The 18,985-nt window shown below is 34.6% G+C and carries 13 protein-coding genes; 8 read left to right on the top strand and 5 right to left on the bottom strand.

The genetic code is table 11. The features are described from left to right. Positions 1 to 214: 214 nt before the first annotated feature. The 4 genes from FYJ58_RS13485 to FYJ58_RS13470 all read left to right on the top strand — a co-directional run bounded on the left by FYJ58_RS13485 (position 215) and on the right by FYJ58_RS13470 (position 3,464). Positions 215 to 1,024 carry a TraX family protein gene (locus FYJ58_RS13485; protein WP_205839269.1) on the top strand — a complete coding sequence of 270 codons (810 nt, stop codon included), beginning with the start codon at positions 215 to 217 and terminating at the stop codon, positions 1,022 to 1,024. A 156-nt stretch (positions 1,025 to 1,180) separates the two neighbouring features. Beyond that, positions 1,181 to 2,455, top strand: a complete 1,275-nt coding sequence (locus FYJ58_RS13480; RefSeq protein WP_154520230.1) for an L-cysteine desulfidase family protein — start codon at positions 1,181 to 1,183, stop codon at positions 2,453 to 2,455. Positions 2,456 to 2,850: 395 nt separating this feature from the next. Beyond that, positions 2,851 to 3,288: a MarR family winged helix-turn-helix transcriptional regulator gene (locus tag FYJ58_RS13475; protein WP_154520232.1), complete on the top strand. Its 438-nt coding sequence runs from the start codon at positions 2,851 to 2,853 to the stop codon at positions 3,286 to 3,288. Between the two features lie 17 nt (positions 3,289 to 3,305). After that, positions 3,306 to 3,464 carry a hypothetical protein gene (locus FYJ58_RS13470; RefSeq protein ID WP_154520229.1) on the top strand — a complete coding sequence of 53 codons (159 nt, stop codon included), beginning with the start codon at positions 3,306 to 3,308 and terminating at the stop codon, positions 3,462 to 3,464. Positions 3,465 to 3,587: 123 nt separating this feature from the next. On the opposite strand, the gene FYJ58_RS13465 is transcribed toward FYJ58_RS13470, so the two are convergent. The 4 genes from FYJ58_RS13465 to FYJ58_RS13450 all read right to left on the bottom strand — a co-directional run bounded on the left by FYJ58_RS13465 (position 3,588) and on the right by FYJ58_RS13450 (position 8,545). After that, entirely contained in the window at positions 3,588 to 5,258 is a 1,671-nt protein-coding gene (locus FYJ58_RS13465) for a phosphoenolpyruvate carboxykinase (ATP) (protein ID WP_154520228.1), read from the bottom strand. A gap of 244 nt (positions 5,259 to 5,502) precedes the next feature. Next, positions 5,503 to 6,282, bottom strand: coding sequence for an arginase family protein (locus FYJ58_RS13460; RefSeq protein WP_154520227.1), 780 nt, complete (start codon positions 6,280 to 6,282; stop codon positions 5,503 to 5,505). Between the two features lie 87 nt (positions 6,283 to 6,369). Next, a complete protein-coding gene (locus tag FYJ58_RS13455; protein ID WP_154520226.1) occupies positions 6,370 to 6,681 on the bottom strand; it encodes an Hsp20 family protein in 312 nt (103 codons plus the stop codon). A 109-nt stretch (positions 6,682 to 6,790) separates the two neighbouring features. After that, positions 6,791 to 8,545, bottom strand: coding sequence for a DUF885 domain-containing protein (locus tag FYJ58_RS13450; RefSeq protein ID WP_154520225.1), 1,755 nt, complete (start codon positions 8,543 to 8,545; stop codon positions 6,791 to 6,793). Between the two features lie 248 nt (positions 8,546 to 8,793). Here FYJ58_RS13450 and FYJ58_RS13445 point away from each other — a divergent pair, with 248 nt between their 5' ends. After that, positions 8,794 to 9,486, top strand: coding sequence for a nuclease-related domain-containing protein (locus FYJ58_RS13445; protein WP_205839268.1), 693 nt, complete (start codon positions 8,794 to 8,796; stop codon positions 9,484 to 9,486). A 79-nt stretch (positions 9,487 to 9,565) separates the two neighbouring features. Here the strand turns inward: FYJ58_RS13445 and FYJ58_RS13440 are convergent, their stop codons facing one another. Continuing rightward, positions 9,566 to 12,346: an endo-beta-N-acetylglucosaminidase gene (locus tag FYJ58_RS13440; protein WP_235912660.1), complete on the bottom strand. Its 2,781-nt coding sequence runs from the start codon at positions 12,344 to 12,346 to the stop codon at positions 9,566 to 9,568. A 416-nt stretch (positions 12,347 to 12,762) separates the two neighbouring features. On the opposite strand from FYJ58_RS13440, the gene FYJ58_RS13435 reads away from it, so the two are divergent. The 3 genes from FYJ58_RS13435 (at position 12,763) to FYJ58_RS13425 (ending at position 18,839) form a co-directional block, all read left to right on the top strand. Further along, positions 12,763 to 14,928: a glycoside hydrolase family 31 protein gene (locus FYJ58_RS13435; protein ID WP_154520222.1), complete on the top strand. Its 2,166-nt coding sequence runs from the start codon at positions 12,763 to 12,765 to the stop codon at positions 14,926 to 14,928. A gap of 93 nt (positions 14,929 to 15,021) precedes the next feature. Further along, on the top strand, positions 15,022 to 18,144 hold the full coding sequence (locus tag FYJ58_RS13430) for an alpha-mannosidase (protein ID WP_154520221.1): 3,123 nt from the start codon (positions 15,022 to 15,024) through the stop codon (positions 18,142 to 18,144). 20 nt (positions 18,145 to 18,164) lie between these two features. Further along, on the top strand, positions 18,165 to 18,839 hold the full coding sequence (locus FYJ58_RS13425) for a DUF624 domain-containing protein (protein ID WP_205839267.1): 675 nt from the start codon (positions 18,165 to 18,167) through the stop codon (positions 18,837 to 18,839). Positions 18,840 to 18,985: the final 146 nt, after the last annotated feature.

Raw genomic sequence — 18,985 nt, 5'->3', positions numbered from 1 at the left:
AAAAGTGTATAAAACTGTATATAAATATAAGCACGTTAAAAATATACAAATACATTTAAAACCTGTAAATTACAGTGTTTTCAGATAGTTTTGAGTACAAAGCAATTATCCTTACAAAAATGTAAGCTTTATGTAAGCTAAATCGAAGGAATCTTTTTTATAAAATTGCTATAGTAGATTTGTAGTTTAAAAGAAGATTTCGGAGGTTATGCAGATGAATTCATTTCAATTAAAAATAATAGCATTATTGCTTATGACATTTGACCACATTGGCTATATGTTAGGAGGCATTATAGAAATTCCATTTTGGTTTCATTTAATTGGAAGACTGGCAGCACCAATTTTTATTTTTATGTGTGCAAATGGATATAGATATACGCATGATAAAATTGCTTATATGAAAAGACTGTATTTTTGGGCGGCTTTTATGAATGTAGGAAATTATATAGCAAATACATATTTTGAACATCCAAATGGTGCAATGATTGTTAATAGTATTTTTAGTACAATGTTTTTTATTGTTTATTATTTGTATTCTTTAGAAACAATTTCGAAAGGTAGAGAAAATCCGAAACAAGTGATAAAAGGGATTCTGTTATTGATTATTCCGATATTATTATCTGGAGTCGTACTTGGTCTTATGGCGATGCCCCAAACATTAGAAATTCCACATTTTAATATTATTTTTCTTGTAATTACAACTATAATTCCTACACCTATGTTAGCGGAAGGGTCATATATATGGATTATTCTTGGAGTTGGTTTCTATTATTGTTTACAGAATAAAAAGGCTTTAATCATTTTTTATACTATTGTTTCTGGAGTTTTTTTCATATCTGCGGTCACAGGTGGAGCTACAGTCGCGAATTTATTTATGATAAATAATCAATGGTTTATGATAGCTGCGCTACCTTTTTTATTGTTCTATAATAATCAAAAAGGCAGAAGTATGAAGTATTTGTTTTATGTATATTATCCATTACATGTCTATGTATTGCTTGCAATTGCTCATTTACTTGCTTAAAAATTGGCAACCGATTTACCTGCTGGTTATCGCAAAGAATAAATTTTCTCAATTGACAGATAAAATAGACCGAATTATACTATCTATATTATTGATAGAAACTGTAGACGAAATAGGTGTGAGGATAATGCAGAATGAAAAAAGAGGAGCTTGAACATGAATTCAGAAGATAAGCGATACCAGACCTATGTAGATATTTTAAGAGAAGAATTAATACCAGCAATGGGATGTACAGAGCCAATTGCAATTGCTTATGGTGCAGCTGTTGCAAGGCAGACACTCGGAGCAGTTCCAGATAAAGTATTGATTGAAGCCAGTGGAAACATTATTAAAAATGTCAAAAGTGTTATTGTTCCAAACACAGGAAAATTAAAGGGCATTGAATCGGCAGCAGCGGCAGGCATTATTGCAGGGGATGCTAAAAAACAGCTTGAGGTAATTTCTGAAGTTACAGAAGAACAGCGACAGAAAATTTTAGAATACAAACAAACCTGTCCAATTACAGTGAAACCTTCTGATAGTAATTTTATTTTTGACATTATTATAACCGTTTGGAAAGAAAAAAGCTATGCTAAGGTAAGAATTGTAAATTACCATACCAATATTGTACTAGTCGAGAAAAATGGTGTAATTGAAGAAAAGGTTGAATTTGAAGAACATCAGGACGAAGGATTGACGGATAGAAGTCTTCTTACAATTGAAGGAATTGTTGAATTTGCAAATACAGTTGACTTGAATGATGTACGTGATGTGATAAAACGGCAAATTGAGTATAATATGAAAATAGCTGAGGAAGGATTAAACAATTCCTATGGTGCTAATATTGGAAAGGTTATTTTACAAAATAATGAAAATACGATTACAAACAGGGCGAAAGCTATGGCAGCAGCAGCTTCTGATGCAAGAATGAATGGATGTGAATTGCCGGTTATTATCGTTTCAGGCAGTGGAAATCAGGGAATTACATCTTCTGTACCCGTGATTGAATTTGCAAAAGAATTGAATATATCGGAAGAAAAATTGTATCGTGCATTAGTGCTATCTAATTTGGTTACCATTCATCAGAAAACAGGAATTGGAAGGTTGTCGGCTTATTGTGGTGCAGTGAGTGCTGGCTGTGGAAGCGGTGCAGGGATTGCCTATTTACACGGAGGCGGGTATGATGAAATTTCTCATACAATTGTAAACTCAGTTGCTATTCTTTCGGGAACAATTTGTGATGGTGCAAAATCTTCTTGTGCTGCTAAAATTGCGTTAGCAGTAGAGGCAGGGATTCTTGGATTCCAGATGTATAAAAACGGACAGGAATTTGTTGGCGGTGATGGGATTGTTTCTCATGGCGTGGAAAATACCATTGCCAATGTAGGAACTCTGGCACGTGATGGAATGAAGGAAACAGATAAGAAAATTATTCATATTATGACGAAATAGATTTTGGATTAATAAAATTTTAAACCGGTCTCAAAGTTAGTGGTCTGATTTTGAAACCGGTTCTGTTTATTTTTTTGACCTATTTTTTGTGTGTGAATACACTTAGTGTTTTTTAGACTTTTTTTTTGGTTCCCTGTTAATTTTAAAGCATGTTTAATTGTGTACTTGTTCATAGTTTTTCTATATCCTCCCTTTAATTATTAAATAATGGAAAATTTTTACATCATTTTATAAAACTTGTTAAGTTGATAAGTCTGAATAATCGAAACTTTGTTTTTGGGAAATGATTGAACATATTTTTAAGATGTTGTATACTTATTATAAATGTGGAGATTATAGATAAAATGAATAAATAGAAAGAGAACGAATAGATGGAGATAGCAGGTGGTGATTTGATGGACGCTTATCATACAATAAATGATGTGCTGGTATCGTTATTTAATGAAATCATGGAGATTGAACAGAGAGTTTTAATAACAGACGAATTTAAAGATATATCAAATAATGATATGCATATTATCGAGGCAATTGGAAAAGAAGAGCCGAAAAATATGTCAACGGTTGCTAAAAAATTAAAAGTTACGGTTGGTACACTGACGATTGCAATTAACAATCTTGTGAAGAAAGGTTATGTTAATCGAATTAGAAGCGAAGAGGACAGAAGGGTTGTACTGCTTTCTTTGAGTGATAAAGGAGTCAGTGCTTACAATCATCACGAAGCGTTTCACAAAGAGATGGTTACTGCCACATTGGAAGGTTTGAACGAACAGGAACAGAAAGTTTTAGTTAAGGCACTTACCAATTTAAGTGGTTATTTTAGAAGGTACAATTAGAGAAGGAGGAATTTGTAATGGAAGATAAGAAGTTATTTACGAACGATGATTTAGCTGATTTATTTATTGAATTTGAATCAGAAGAAAATCAAATCAATGGTGTAAATGATGAGGAGATGGAAGCTTCAGAACGCAGATATAAAGAAATTATAAAGAAGCACAAAGGTGAAGAGTAAATTTTAGTGGTAAGTGGAAAACGAAAGAACAGAAGGTAGTCGGATTAAAAAGACGATGGAATAAGATGATTTAGTTGACATCTTATTCCATCGTCTTTTGCTGTTCTTATATAGTAAAGAAACTTAGTTTAATTCATTTACAACTTTTTGAATTGCCTCTAAAGCATCTGCTGGAAGCTTATCATAGCCACCTTTTACTTCATCTCTAGAACGAACAAATTCAACACGGTCATTCATACGGGCTTTTAATTGTTTTACATATTCTGGGTCATTTAAGTCTGGTACAAATCCTTCCCATTCAAGAATTTCAATGTCAGAGAATGGACCCCATTGTTTAAATTCGGCTTTTCCCTCAACAATTGCTTCGATAATACCTAATGTGTCCTCTTTTTGGACCTTTTTACCCATAAAGTCACCTGTATTGATGATATAACAATCAACATTTTTATCAGCAACTAATTTTTTGAATTTTTCGTAATCATTTACTAATGGATAAGTTCTAAATGGGTTTGCATAAGGTTCTACAACTAATGCATTAGGGTCTACGCCTGGAGCAAGACGCTCTGCTGTGGAACGTTTTGTTGCCAAAGTGGCACCCATTACAGAAGCCAGGGAAGCACCTTTTAATTTAACAACAGGTGGAATTGTAGGGTCTTTCATAATCCAGAAGATAGCATTAACTGGGGAGTTAATTTTATCAACACGGTTTGGTGACCATAATTTGGATTTGATAGCACGTCCATTACCATTTCTGATATCTTCGGTTACAAGAACTAATTTTCCTTCATCGTCTAATGTAGCAGAGCAGTTTTGTGCTGTTAAAAGATATTTGTTGTCCTCACATCCGATTGGATAGTCTGCAGTTTTATCAAAATATGTAGGTTCCATAGCAATGGAAGAACATGTTTCTGTATTGATAATGAATGCATCATCGTGAAGTACTGTTACTCCATATTTTCCACCATGTTTTGCATGAGTAATTGTGGATTTACCAGAGCCGGATAAACCAAATACAGATGCAACATATTTTTTGCCATCTGGTAAAGTATATTCTTTTTGTCCGCCGTGGCAGGAAGCGTATCCGTTACGGTTGGCAATTGCCCATCCGATTGTAAGAGTTCCTTTTTTATGTTCTCCGAAGTATCTCATTCCAAGGATAGCGGCACAGTTTGTTCCTGTGTTGAAGTAAGATAAACATTTTCCTTCGCAGATGTCTGTACGGTCAGTTCCTTTCCATTGAGGATCGGAGAAGATATAGATATCTGGTTCGTTGCCAATTGGGCGGGAATTTTTGTACATTTTTACGTATTCGTCAGACATATACTGGAAGTTTAACATCCAGGAATACATAATATTTTCTTCGCCCTCTGGAATTAATAAGTGAGCTTTTACCATAAATTCAGGGTCTAAACCGATGAATACTTCTGCATGATACATTTTTTTCCATCTTGTATCATAAACAGCATCCATTACAAGTTTATCTAGAGCATCGCAGTCGACATTTGGTTCGCCGGCAATTCTTCTTGCAGCGGCATAACGACCTGTGATGGAACCATCATTAAATAAAAGAACTTTAGCATCTTTTTCAAGACCAAATTCTTCACCCTTATATACAGGCATATCAGTAACAACGGTACCTGGAGAGTTTTTAGCAAGATTGTAAGCTTCCTTTAAAGTGTTAACTTTGATTACATTGTTTCCGTAGAAAGCTGCTTCAATAATGGAACGTGTTTTTGCAAAACCCGGTTTACCAGGTCCGATTTCGTCATGTTTGTAATAAGCTTTTGTTGACATAATAATCCTCCTAAAATTATTTATATTTGACCTGCTAAAATAAAGCAGGAACATTTGACAATATTGTTAAAAAAGTAACTAAGATTATTAATTTTTCTCGTTTGCCATTCTAAGTATATAGTTTTGGCTGTTGATTGTCAAATAAAATATATATAAATAAAAGAGAAATAGAACAATTGAAAAATTATTATTAAATAGAATGAAAAATGTATGCTAAAAAATTAACATAGATATTTGCTGTAAATTAGGAGGCTTTGGAATGTAGTCGGGCAAGGGAAAGGTATTGGGTTAAAAGAATACGATTAGCAGTATCATTCTTTTGAACTTGTTCCTCGAAATGTGGAAGGAGTGGATTGTTATCTTGTTCTCCGCAGATATCGATTCCTAACAGCTTAGGGTGGGAAAGCAGAGGAGAAAGCAGTTGGGATAAGACAGGAAGTGTCATTGTTCCCTGACTCCACTGAGTGGAAGCATCTTGGCTGCATAATACATCTTTATCAATTGAAATATAAATAGGGTGACTTGTCGGTAAAGCACGAAGCTGAGCTAATATTTTCTTTGGGTTTGCCTGAATGGATTCTTTTGTAAAATAGATTATTTTAGATTGATAATGGAGTGGAATGGACTGGCATAATTCATTGGAAGCACCAATTAAAATAACTTGTTTTAGGTTTGGATTCTGTTCTAAAGTGTCTTTCACCCAACTTCCGCAGGAAGTAAGTGTATTAATAAGTGTAGGCTGCATATCAGGATGATGGTCAAAAAGAATAAGTGTAAATGGAATAAGTAGTTTGCCTAACCATAATTTGGTCACATAGTGATAATTTCCGGAATCAATAAAGTGGATTCCTGATGGTTCGATTTGCGATAACATTTTTAGCAAGATTTGTTCAGTTTCATTTGAGCAGTAACAATTTGTTCCCTCTAGTTTTGAACAGTCCAGAAAGTTATAGTCAAGAGATTCGTAGAAATGTTCCTGATAATATATATCTGAGAAGTTCATAATCGTAGTTGTTTGTTTCATGATTGTTTCCCCCTTTTGATATTCTATTATGTTATTTTTAAATACAAGGATAGCGGGGAAAAATCCCCGCCAAATGGTTACTCTGTTTTATGCAAAAGCCATATTTTTTGACTTATGATTTAAATTTTTTGGAATAAAAACTCTTAAAACATTTCTCTTATAAGATGGTTTGATGTCTGCTTCTGTAACAGAGTGTCCAATATAGAAACGTCGTTGATAAGTTTCTACAGAGTCTTTCTCCTCCCCTTTTGTTGAAGCAGATATAATTAAAAATCCGTTTTCTATATCTGTTGATATGTTTTCCCGTTCAAAACCTGGGAGATTGACGGAAAAAATGTAGTAGTTTCTTTTTTCGCAAATACCGCCTTTCATTGGATAATTTTTGCGTGATATCATCATAATACTTCCTCCCTTTCGATACTATGAGCGACATCTTTTTTTATTTTAAAACAGCTATTTGTCATTATGGCAATATAACATATTAGTACAGTAATGTCAAGGATACGGGTTACTGTTCACTTATCCATTCGTCCATATATTTTCTGATTACATCAAATTGGGCAGAACCCATTTTTAAGAAAAAGGTATGAAAATTTTTTAATTTAAAATTATCACCAAGCTCTTTTGAAGCCCGATCTCTTAAAGCCATAATTTCCAAATATCCCAAGCTATATTGCATGTAGTTAGCCGGTTCTTCAATCATTGTGTAGTATACGGTTTCTATTGTTTTTTTATCGGTTATTCCAAAATCCTTTAAGTAATCAGCCGTGTCATTTAAATCCCAATTCAGATAGTTGACACCGAGATCGATTTTGGCATACATACATAGAGAAGCAACCTGGTTATTCTGCAGGACTTTTGCTATTTTTGTGTCTAAGCCACTCATATAGTAGCTGTTCATTTCAGCATAAGTTGCCCAGCCTTCAGAATATCCGCCGAAGCTTAGTAATGAGCGAATTGGTTGTGGCGATTGCTGATTAAAATAAACAGTCTGATAAAGGTGTCCCGGATAGCCTTCGTGTGCTAACGTTGTGAAAATATTGTCTAAGTTATATTTGGCAGAACCGTTAATATAAATAGAGTTTCGGGAACAATCATCAAGTGGTGGAGTTAAGTAAAATGCAGGACTTAGATTGTCTTCCAATGATTTATGAACATATTTTATTGTGCAGCTAACGTCGTTTAGTGGAGGATAATCCTTTTTTATGGATGTTTTTAAAGATTGGATGATGTCCTCAGGATTTGTAAGAGGAAAACTTGTATTATCTGCCTTATCTAAAACAGTGACATCTCCCTCTGTTGCCTCAGACATTCTTTTAATACTGTCTGAAATGGCATAATCTAATGTTTTATTAATTTCGTTGATAGAGCGGGAAGAGCTTGTTGAGGTTGCAACAAGATAAGAATAATAGTCTTTCCCCTTTGGATAGCCCGCTAACCCCCCATCTACTTTCCCTGTGCCTTTTAATGAATTCAAGCCATCAATTAATATCTGATAGGCAGGAATTACGTATTTTAATACATAATCTTTATTTTTTGCCTCATACTTTTTTTGCTCTTTTTTTGATAAAATAGACACTTCATTCATACGATCATGAAAAACTTCGATTAAAAGGTTGTCTTCTTTATTACTAATAAATTCTTTACACTGTGAAATAATAGAATCGGCAGTATGATCACTCATAAAAAGTCCGGCTTTTGATTTTTCTTGTTCATAGGTTACAATTTGCTTGAAGTAACGGGGCATGTCTTTTAATAAAGCCAGATAATTGTCGATATCTTCTTTATCATAATAATTATATTCTGCCAGCAATACAGGGAGCTGGGCCTGAATTCCTGTTGTAGGTCCAAGGGTTTCTGCGTAGAGTAAAAAATCACTAGATTCCATATCTTTTGCTAAATATTTTTTTAGAATATCATATGTAATCTGCTGTTCTTTTGTAAGTGAAGTGTAATCAAAGCCGGATAATGTAGCCAGATAATTTTCAGTTACCGCCAATTCCGATTTCATATGTTCCAACGAAAAATCGCCAAGTGACGGTTTATAATTGTAAATGCCATAATTCTCGGGTTTTGATAAGGTATAGTTTAATGTGAGCCCGTCCGTTTGCACTTCATCTATAAAGATTTGATTAACAAATTCATCAAATTTTGAATTTGGAGTTTGGGAATGTTCCGCTATTATTACATGATTACAGCCTGTTAAAAAACAGAGTAGAAAGAAAAACAATACAGCTAGCGAACAATGCTTTTTAGAATTCATAGAACCTCCTTTTATATTGTGTAATATAATATCTAATACATATAATAGTATAATATGTTATAAATGTAAATGATATACCAAAAGGGATTTATAGACTTAATGCTATTTTTATTACAATAGAGAGAGATTTTGGATATAATAGAATTGTGATATTAAAAGTTATCAACAATATATTGTTGATAATGTTGATAAATATACAACATATAGATTTTTGTATACGAAAGATAAGAAAAACGGAGGATATACGGATGCAGATAGTGTGCATTTTAGTTGTTACGATTATTCTTTTATCATTAAAACCATTTATAATACGTGTAAAGTATTGGAAGTCTGGTTATTATAGGCAAACGAGAAATTCTTATAGAGAAGTTTTAAATGATAAAGGACTATATGGGGAATATTTGACTGGAAGATGCTTGAATAAATTAAAAGGTGAGAAAAAGATTTTATACAATATTTATTTGCAAAAAGAAAATGGAGAAACAACGGAAATTGATATGATATTGCTGCATGAATCAGGAATTTACGTTATTGAAAGTAAAAATTATTCTGGGACAGTATCAGGAGAAGAGGAAGCCTGGTATTGGAAGCAGACACTACAAAATGGAGAGGTCTATTCCTTTTATAATCCAATTCGACAGAATGAAAGTCATATTAGAAGCTTAAATCATATATTAAAAACAACGCCGAAAGAAATGTATTATTCAATTATTGTATTTGATGACCGGACGGTGCTAAAAAAAATAAAGGTAGAACAGAGGCATGTTTTTGTAATAAAACGAAATAAATTAACTCGATTATTGAGATGTCTGTCACTTGCTCAAAAAAAGTGTTTAAATGAACAGATGAATGATATATATGAAACATTAATTCAGTTTTGTAATCCATCGGAAGAAGTGAAACAAAGACATCGTGATTCAATTCGTAAATTGTATAAATAAAATATAAAAAATCCAGGTCTTATCCCATCTGTTATAATAAATATAGGAATGGATAAGACCTAGAAAGTGTAATCCGCTTTTATTGATTTAAACCTTGCACTTGAATTTCGTAAATTCGTACGGCAGTATCAGCACCTTGTGTAGGTTTTATTGCAGTGACTTTCACATATCTTGCTTTTACAGGTTTGAATGTATCTAGTGTTTCTTTTTCAGTATTTTTTTTAACTTCTTTAACTAGTTCAAATGTCTTACCATCATTACTGGTTTCGATTGTATACCACATTGTATTCATATCAGGGCTTTCATTTCCTTTTTCTGCATGAGCCATATAAACTTCTGCTATTAATTGTTCGTGACCAAGGTCTATTGTTATGTCGTGGGGAGCAGGACCGGTTGCACACCACTTGGTCTGTAAGTTTCCATCGACTGCAAATCTTGGTGCTTCATTTGAATTTACATAGCCGGAAGCAGTTGTTGCTTTGCCTTTTGATAAAATAGGAAGTGTGCCTTTAGCTGCCTTTTTTATCTGTATCATGCCAGTTATCGTTTTTTTGTCACTGCCTTCTTTATTTTGTGCAGTTACAGACACGGTATAAATACCTTCTTTTGAATAAGTAACGCTTGGGTTTTCTTCATTGGAAGAGGTAATATCAGCACCTTCGAAAGTCCATTTTATAGTTTCTGTATTTTTTGAACAAAGGCTTGTGAAATGAACGAGTTCTCCAGGAGCGGCTAAAGTTTTGGAGACTTTAAAATCGGCTTTTGGGGCACTGATATTTGGCCAGTTAATCGAAACGGTAGTACCCTTTCCACGATTTAAATACTTATTTACAGGTATTATTTCGAAGGTAGAAATAGTTTCATTTTGTTCACGTTCTAATCCATGGATATAGTGTGCGGAAGCTGTTGTTGAACCTAAGAAGGATTTAGAACCATCTTCATAAACTTTATAAATTTCGTAAAAATCTGCATTTTTACATTTTTCCCAGTCGAGCATAATACCGGCATATAAGCCCTCATCGTCAAATTCACAATCAGTTATGGATGCTGATTGAACTGGATCAATGCTAGTTTCTGTTTTATTTTCCAATGCAAGACGGCCAATGTTAAGTTGAACAGTTTCTGTTTTTGTATTTTGACAGAAATCGAGACCAATGGATGTAATTGTTTTGCCTTTTAATGAAGATAAATCGAATGTTATGTTAGTCCAATCTGAGTTAATTGTGTTATCTCCTTTAATCTGTTCTGTCGATCCATCTTCTAATTTTAATATTAAAGAGAGTTGCGTTTCGAGGGTTGCCATTGCAGATACGGTAGCAGTGGTATTCTCTTTAATTGGAAGATAAGCACTGTATAGAGTGATTTCGGAATGGCGATTTTTTTCCATAGTTCCATATAGATTGATGGAATTACCACCATAGTAAGCGTTATCATAATCGAAGGAAGGATTTAAGGAATTAGAGCCTTCCTGGGTTAAGCACCAGCGATAGGTTGGCATAATATCTGCCATACTGCGGTTGTTCCAGTCAGATAAGGAAACTTTTTTTCCAGCAATAAAGTAATTGTAGCCATTTCCTAGGTTAAAGTTTGTGATGAAAGGCAACGAGTCTATAGTTGTTTTTTCAATTGCATAGGTGGAAATTCCATGCCATTCGGAACTAGATACAGTTGATACCTTCGAAGGGTCTCCTTTTTCGTTTACCCATAAACGGTTTTCTTTTTGCTCAAAATCATTTAGGTTTTCAGCAGAAAAATATGCCCAGCTAGGACAATATAGCCCCAGAGAGGTATATGGCACATTGTTTTTGGAAAAAGAATTCCAGTTAACACGAGTGTTAACGCCATTTGCCTGTACATCAATTCCGGCAAACAGGTTGTATGGGTTGATTCCAAGTGATTCTGCCTTTTGTTTGGAGTTTGCTAATAAAGAGCTTCCTGACCACCAAAAATTAAGAAACATATTATCAGCACCTTTTTCGCCGTTTTTGCCGGTGAGATAGCAGGAGTTTTGGTTTGTCAGTGCATTTTGCCATTGAATTCTTCCGTCTTCTGTCATAGAGTCGTACCAAAATAGGGTTAGAGAATCTTTCGCTTTATTTTTAAATTCATAAACAAATTCTTTCATAAGCTGAGCATGCTTTTTCGTCAGCGGTGCGTCATAAGTTCCTTGTGTTTCCTGATTAATAAACCAGCCATCAAAACCAAGAACATTGGCAGCTTCAATTAGTTTATTAACCATAGGAAAATGACCGTTTGCATCTTTAACTAGAAAGTCATCAAGCCATTTTATTTGTCCTCCGTGTTCTGTCATTGGAAAAAATACGGTTCCAAGGACAGGCACGCCGTTTGTGTGAGCGGAGTCAATTACATCAGCAGAAGGGGGAACAATCAGGCCTTCTCCTGCAGAGCCGCCCCAATAAACTAATTTATCAATATATTGCCAATAAGAAAATGTATTTGCATCGAATTTATTAAGTCCATGTGGTGCGTTGCCACTTGTGCTGGCATTCATAATAGAAAGTGCGGCAACTTGAAAATCTTTTTGCTGTGTTTTATTGACAGGTGTTAACTTGCTTTTCGTAACACGTTCTTTTAATGGAATATTACTTTGATAGAGGGAAAGATTTTTTTCATCGGAAGGATTCCACTCTAATAATTCATTTGGAAACCAATAAGGTGATTCCGGTTTGTTATTCATGTTAATTTGTTGATTGCTTTCTTTTGTAATCCGATAAGTTACCTTCTCTTTGTCAGCATTTGAATAAGTCCCCAGTTGTCTAACCGTCATACCGCTGCACATGTTTGAACATATGGTGAGTGATAGTGTTAGTGCCAAAATAGCGTTCCATGTTTTTCTCATTTTTATTTCCATGCATATCGCAAGTCTTACTGCGATACTGCCCCAATTGACAGACTGAAAGGGAGGGCAGTTGCATATAATCCTTTCTTTATAATATGATGTTGGGGTCAAAAGATATTTTGACCTCTGATACCTACGGATGACTACGCACCTTTTGAACCTGGTATCATAATATTCTTTCAGTCTATATTTTCCTTTGAATGATTGCTACACATAACAAGTGTACCACGATAGGATGGAAGGTGGAAAGTGGAAAAATTTCATAATAAATGGAAGGATTATATACAAATAGAAAATATAAAAATTACATTGTTTCTAACATATGTACTTTTGACGCTTATTTAAAAATTATTTATAATAAAAGGAATATAGTGGAGCGATGTGATTTTGATTGTTTGTGAAATAAAGGAGAGAATATGATAAAAAAGTATTGCATGAAAGATTGGAAGATGCCGGTTGCTACGAATGCAGTTGTTATGGATGTGGAGTGTTGTGATTGGAATGAAACATTATTTTTGGATGTTCAAAAGACAGATGAAACGCTTACATTTTGTTATCATTTAGAAAGAAAAGATAGAATTTATGGGTTAGGAGAACAAGTAAGGGGAATAAATAAACGAGGCTGGCTTTATGAAAGCTATTGTAAAGATGACCCAAATCACACAGAGGATAAACATGGATTATATGGAGCCCATAACTTTTTTATTATAAAAGGAAAAGAGATATTTGGGTGTTTTATTGATTGTGGAGGAAAAGTAACATTTGATTTTGGTTATAGTGAATCTGACAGAGCGATTATTAGGACAAAAAATCCTTGTGAATGGTATATTATTACTGGAGAAAGTGTACTTGATATTGTGAGTCAGTTTCGTCTGGCAATCGGAAAAAGTTATGTTCCGCCCAAATGGGCATTTGGTTATCAGCAGAGTCGCTGGGGCTATAAGACAAAACAAGATATTCAGAACGTGATAAAAGAATATCGAAAACGTGGTATACCGATTGATTCTGTGTATCTGGATATTGATTATATGGAAGGATACAAAGATTTTACAGTTCATAAAGAGAGGTTTGCAGATTTTGAGAAATTTGTAAAGGACGCAAAGAAGGAGCATGTTCGTCTTGTGCCTATTATTGATGCTGGTGTAAAAATTGAAGAAGATTATAAGGTATATGAAACAGGAAAAAATCAATTTTTCTGTAAAGATAGAGAGGGGAAAGATTTTATAGGAGGAGTTTGGCCGGGACTCGTTCATTTCCCTGATGTATTAAATCATGAGGCTGCCGAATGGTTCGGACATTTTTATAAGGATTTATTGGATATAGGAATAGAAGGTTTTTGGAATGATATGAATGAACCGGCGTTATTTTATTCCGAGGAAGCTTTGAAGGCGGTTTATGAAAAGGCTGGCGAATTGAATTGGGAACAATTTGATTTGAATGATTTTTTAGAATTACAGCCGATGATAAATCAGCTTGGAGCAAATGAAGAAGATTTTAAGAGGATTTATCATAATGTAAATGGAAGAAAAATTCGCCATGACAAGGTACATAACCTGTATGGATATTTTCTCACAAGAGCGACAATGGAGGCAATAAAGAAAGAACTTCCGGAGAAAAGAACTCTTTTATTTTCAAGGGCATCTTATATAGGAATGCATCGGTATAGTGGAATCTGGACAGGTGATAATAAATCGTGGTGGTCACATTTATTATTAAATATTAAAATGATGCCTTCTCTTAGCATGTGCGGTTTTTTGTATGCAGGTGCAGACATTGGCGGATTTGACGGGGATGTAACAGAGGATTTGTTAATGAGATGGCTTGAGTTTGGAATTTTCACTCCGTTGTTTCGAAATCACTGTGCCATTGGAAGAAGAGAACAAGAAATCTATCAGTATCCGTCATGGGAACAGATGAAGGAATTAGTTCGTCTTCGGTATCGTCTGCTTCCTTATCTGTATAGTGAATTTATGAAGGCTGTCTTATTTGACAAAATGTATATGAAACCGCTTTGTTTTTTATACAAAGACGATGAAGAAGCAGAAGAAATAGAGGACCAGTTATTAGTTGGTGAAAGTATTATGATTGCACCGGTCTATGAACAGAATAAATCGGGACGTTATGTATATGTGCCGGAGGATATGTTAATGATACGTTTTGTAAATGCTTTTTCTTATAAAAAAGAAATAATTGAAAAAGGACATCATTACATTTCAATGCCGGAAGGAGAAGTTGTTTTGTTTGTTCGAAAAAATCATTTGCTCCTTTTAGGAGAAGGTGGACAGTGTGTCGAAGAGGCTTTCCAGGGAAGAATTGGAATTGTTGGCTGGATTGATAGGAGGGCAGAATATTCTTATTATGATGACAACGGAATTACATCGGATTATGGAGAACAGAATATAGAAGTGTTGGCAATTAGTAAGGAAGAGGAGTGGAGATTGTGGGTGAATGAAAAGGAGGAAGGTCTTGAAAAGAGGAAGTATTGGCTGGACATGGAAGATGGATTTCATTTTCTGGAGAGTATTAAGAGAAAGGACTGGAATTTGTACACTAAAGATAGAAAAAATAATATTGTTTTTTGAAGTAATATTGGATACGATAAATGAGAAAAGTGTGAAGGGTTTGTGCGGAACAATATAATAAGGGGAATTGCAGACAGAAATAAAGGAGGGCATATGTTTTATACAGAACAAAAATTGGAAGCAAGAGTGGCGGAAATTCAGAACTACCGTTATCGTGATGTGATTGGACTTGAGGAGTTACAGGTTAAAGAAGATACATTAAAAGAAGTGAATCCGAATGTACCGGTTGAATTTGAAAACTGGGATTCTTTGAAAATTGGAGATACATGGAAAGGGCGTGACAAGTATCTTTGGTTACATAAAACGGTTACGATTCCGGCAAAATGGAAAGGCAGAAAGGTTTTAGGAATTTTTGATTACGGGAATACAGGAGCAGGAAATAATTCAGGATTTGAGTCTTTATTATATTTGAATGAAAAACCATATCAGGGTGTTGATGTAAATCATAAAGAAGTTTTTTTAGAAGAAGAGTTGATTGGTCGTGAAGTCGAATTCACCTTTCGGTTGTGGTCCGGTCTGGAAGGCGGGGGAGTGCCAAGGGAACAGGAACATAGAATAAATCGTGCTGATTTAGCATGGCTTGATGAGCCGACAGATGATTTGTACTATCTTTCCCTGATGCTTGTGGATACTTTGAAAAATTTGGCGGAAAGTGATCCGGTTCGTTTGGAATTAAAAAAATATTTTGATCAGGCATTTCAAATGATTGATTGGGCATATCCGGGCAGTGAAGAATTTTATGAATCCGTACATCGGGCAGATGAATTTTTAAATCAGAAAATTGATGCCATGGATAAACACTCCCTTATTGAAGTAAAGTGTGTTGGACATACACATATTGATATGGCATGGTTATGGCGTCTAAAGCATACAAGAGAAAAAGCTTCCCGTTCCTTTTCAACGGTTCTTCGTTTGATGGACCAGTATCCGGAATATATTTTCCTTCAGACACAGCCAAAGCTTTATGAGTATGTGAAACAGGATTTTCCGGAAATTTATGAAAAAATCAAGGAAAAAGTAAAGGATGGCTCATGGGAAGTAGATGGAGCAATGTGGGTGGAAGCAGACTGTAATTTGACAAGTGGAGAATCTTTGACTCGTCAGATACTAATTGGAAGTCGCTTTATTAAGGAAGAGTTCCAAAAAGATGTAGAATATTTGTGGCTTCCTGATGTCTTTGGATATTCATGGGCATTGCCTCAGATTTTGAAAAAGTCGGGAATTGACATGTTTATGACAACAAAGATTAGCTGGAACCAATATAATCGTATGCCACACGATACGTTTATTTGGAGAGGAATTGATGGAAGTGAGGTTATTACTCATTTTATAACAACACCAGAGCCGGACAGCACGCCAGATTCTTGGTTCTATACTTATAATGGAAAGCTGACTCCAAAAACCGTAAAGGGAGTATGGGAAGCTTACAAAGATAAAGATTTGAATCAGGAGCTATTGATTTCTTATGGTTACGGAGATGGTGGAGGCGGTGTAAACCGTGATATGTTAGAGCAGAGAAGACGGCTTGATAAGATACCGGGATTACCTGCAGTAAAGACCAGTACAGCGAGGGAATTTTTCCGTGATTTAAAGGATAAAGTGCGAAATACAAATCAATATGTTCATACATGGGATGGAGAATTGTATTTGGAATATCATAGAGGAACTTATACAAGTCACGCTTATAATAAGAGGATGAATCGGAAGTTAGAGTATTATTATCGGGAAACAGAATGGTTAACTGCATGGGCGGCAGCTTTGAATGGGAATCTTTGTGTAGATAATCAGGAACGGTTAACGGAAGGATGGAAAATACTTCTTACAAATCAGTTTCATGATATTATTCCCGGCTCTTCGATTAAAGAAGTATATGATGATACGGTAGAGGATTATGAAAGAGCTTATGATATTGCAAATAATGTTTGGAATGAAGCAAAAGATATGTTTATTACATCTTCCGAGAATCAATATACAATTATAAACAATTCCAACTTTAAGAGAACAGAAAGTGTATTCATTCCATTTGAGGGTAAAAAAGGTTTCTTTAAAGATGAAAATGGAAAAATATTAAAATCTCAGCTTGATAATGATATTTGGAAAGTAGAAGTAAACAATATATTACCTATGGGATTTGCTACGATTACATTTGAAGAAGCCGAAATGGAAGTGGGAACTTCTTGTTTACAATTATCAAAGGAGCGGGTGGAAACACCATACTATTTAATTTTATTGAATGAATATGGACAAATTGTTTCACTTTATGATAAGGAGTATAAGCGCCAGGTAATAAAAGAAGGTGAGAAAGCAAATGTCTTACAGTTCTTCGAGGATAAGCCTATGGGAAATGATGCCTGGGACATTGATATTTATTATCAGGAAAAAATGAGAGAAGTGAATAATCTGGTTCAAATAGAAGTAAAAGAATGTGGTCCGGTCCGGGGTGTTATTTCAATGGAATGGAGCTATATGAATTCAACAATTAGGCAAGATATGATTGTGTATTCGAATAACAGGAGAATTGATTTTAAGACATTTGTATCTTATCATGAAAAACATCAGCTTCTTAAAGTGGCATTTCCGGTTGATATTCGCTCAACTTATGCAACTTATGACATTCAATATGGAAATGTAAAGCGTCCAAATAATTGGAATACAAGTTGGGAGCAGGCAAGATTTGAAACAGTGGGACATCGATTCGCTGACTTATCGGAGCATAATTATGGCGTAAGTCTGATGAACAATTGTAAGTATGGATATGACGTAAAAGGTCATACGTTGCGGCTTACTTTGTTAAAAGCAGCAACCCACCCTGATTATTTGCAGGATCAAGGGGAGCATGAATTTACTTATTCCTTATTGCCACATGAGAGAGATTGTGTAGGAGGCGATACAGTAAGAGAAGCATTTTTCTTAAATCAGCCTTTAAAAGCGGTAAAGGGAGCATGTAAAGTAAAACAGATGAGCTTTTTAGATATTGATTCGGAACAGGTGGAAGTAGATGCAGTTAAGTTATCGGAAGACAAAAAATATCTGGTACTACGTATTCACGAATATACTGGTTCAACACAGATGATTACATTGACACCGGGTATTCCAATAAAAGGATATATGGAATCCGACTTAATGGAACGTCCGATTGAGGAAATGAAGAAAGAGGCAATCATTTGTACAAAAATAAAGCCTTATGAAATAAAAACATTTTTATTAGAAATTTAATGTTGATAAAAGAGAAAGGAATGGAAGAAATGGATCAGATATTCGATTTAGAAAAGATGTTAACATTTTTCAATATCATTTTTTATTCCCTTGTACTAAATATTTTATTTTTGTTCTGTAATCTCCCATTCCTTTTCTTTTATTTTTTTGTTGGAATCGGGAGCATAGGAGAATATTTTCCACTGTTTCTTTTATGTCTTTTGCCAGTGGCACCTGCGTTATCCGCCTTGCTTCATTCTATGATGAAGCTGGTTGAATATAAAGATATATGTCCGGTGAAGGAATATAAAAAGGGATATAAAAATAATTGGTTTAAAGCAATAAAAACAGGAACGATACAGATTATATTTGCTTTTATTTTGAAAACAAATATACAATTTTTTAAGCAAATTCCGCAGTTATCCATACTTGCGGGAATGTTTATGATTTTTATGCTAATTCTTATTATGATGACGCCATTTATTTATCTTTTGATTGTGCGGTATGATATGTCGGTTTTACAGATTTTAAAAGCTGCATTGACCATTACAATAGGAAAACCGGTTTATGCGATTGCCAATCTGATGATTGCAGGTTTTGTATTCGTTTTATTTGAACTGATTGCAGGAACGACATTTTTGTTTATAGGAAGTCTATATGCAGGTCTTCTTGTTTTATCCAATCAAAAATTGTTTCACAAATTAGAGAGCCGTTGACTCTCTTTTTGTGTTTCTATAAGTGCGCCTTGCGGCGCACGTTTCTAATGGGTGAAAGTCCCTAATCCGCCCTAGTAGTGGGAAGGATACAGCCAAGACCAAGGGTGTCCTATTCATAGCAACGACTATGATTAACGCGAGGGGAA

Source organism: Velocimicrobium porci (assembly GCF_009696045.1).
GTDB classification, from domain to species: Bacteria; Bacillota; Clostridia; order Lachnospirales; family Lachnospiraceae; genus Velocimicrobium; species Velocimicrobium porci.
The sequence above is the reverse complement of the archived record's forward strand: the minus strand, read 5'-3'. Positions and strand labels throughout refer to the sequence as shown.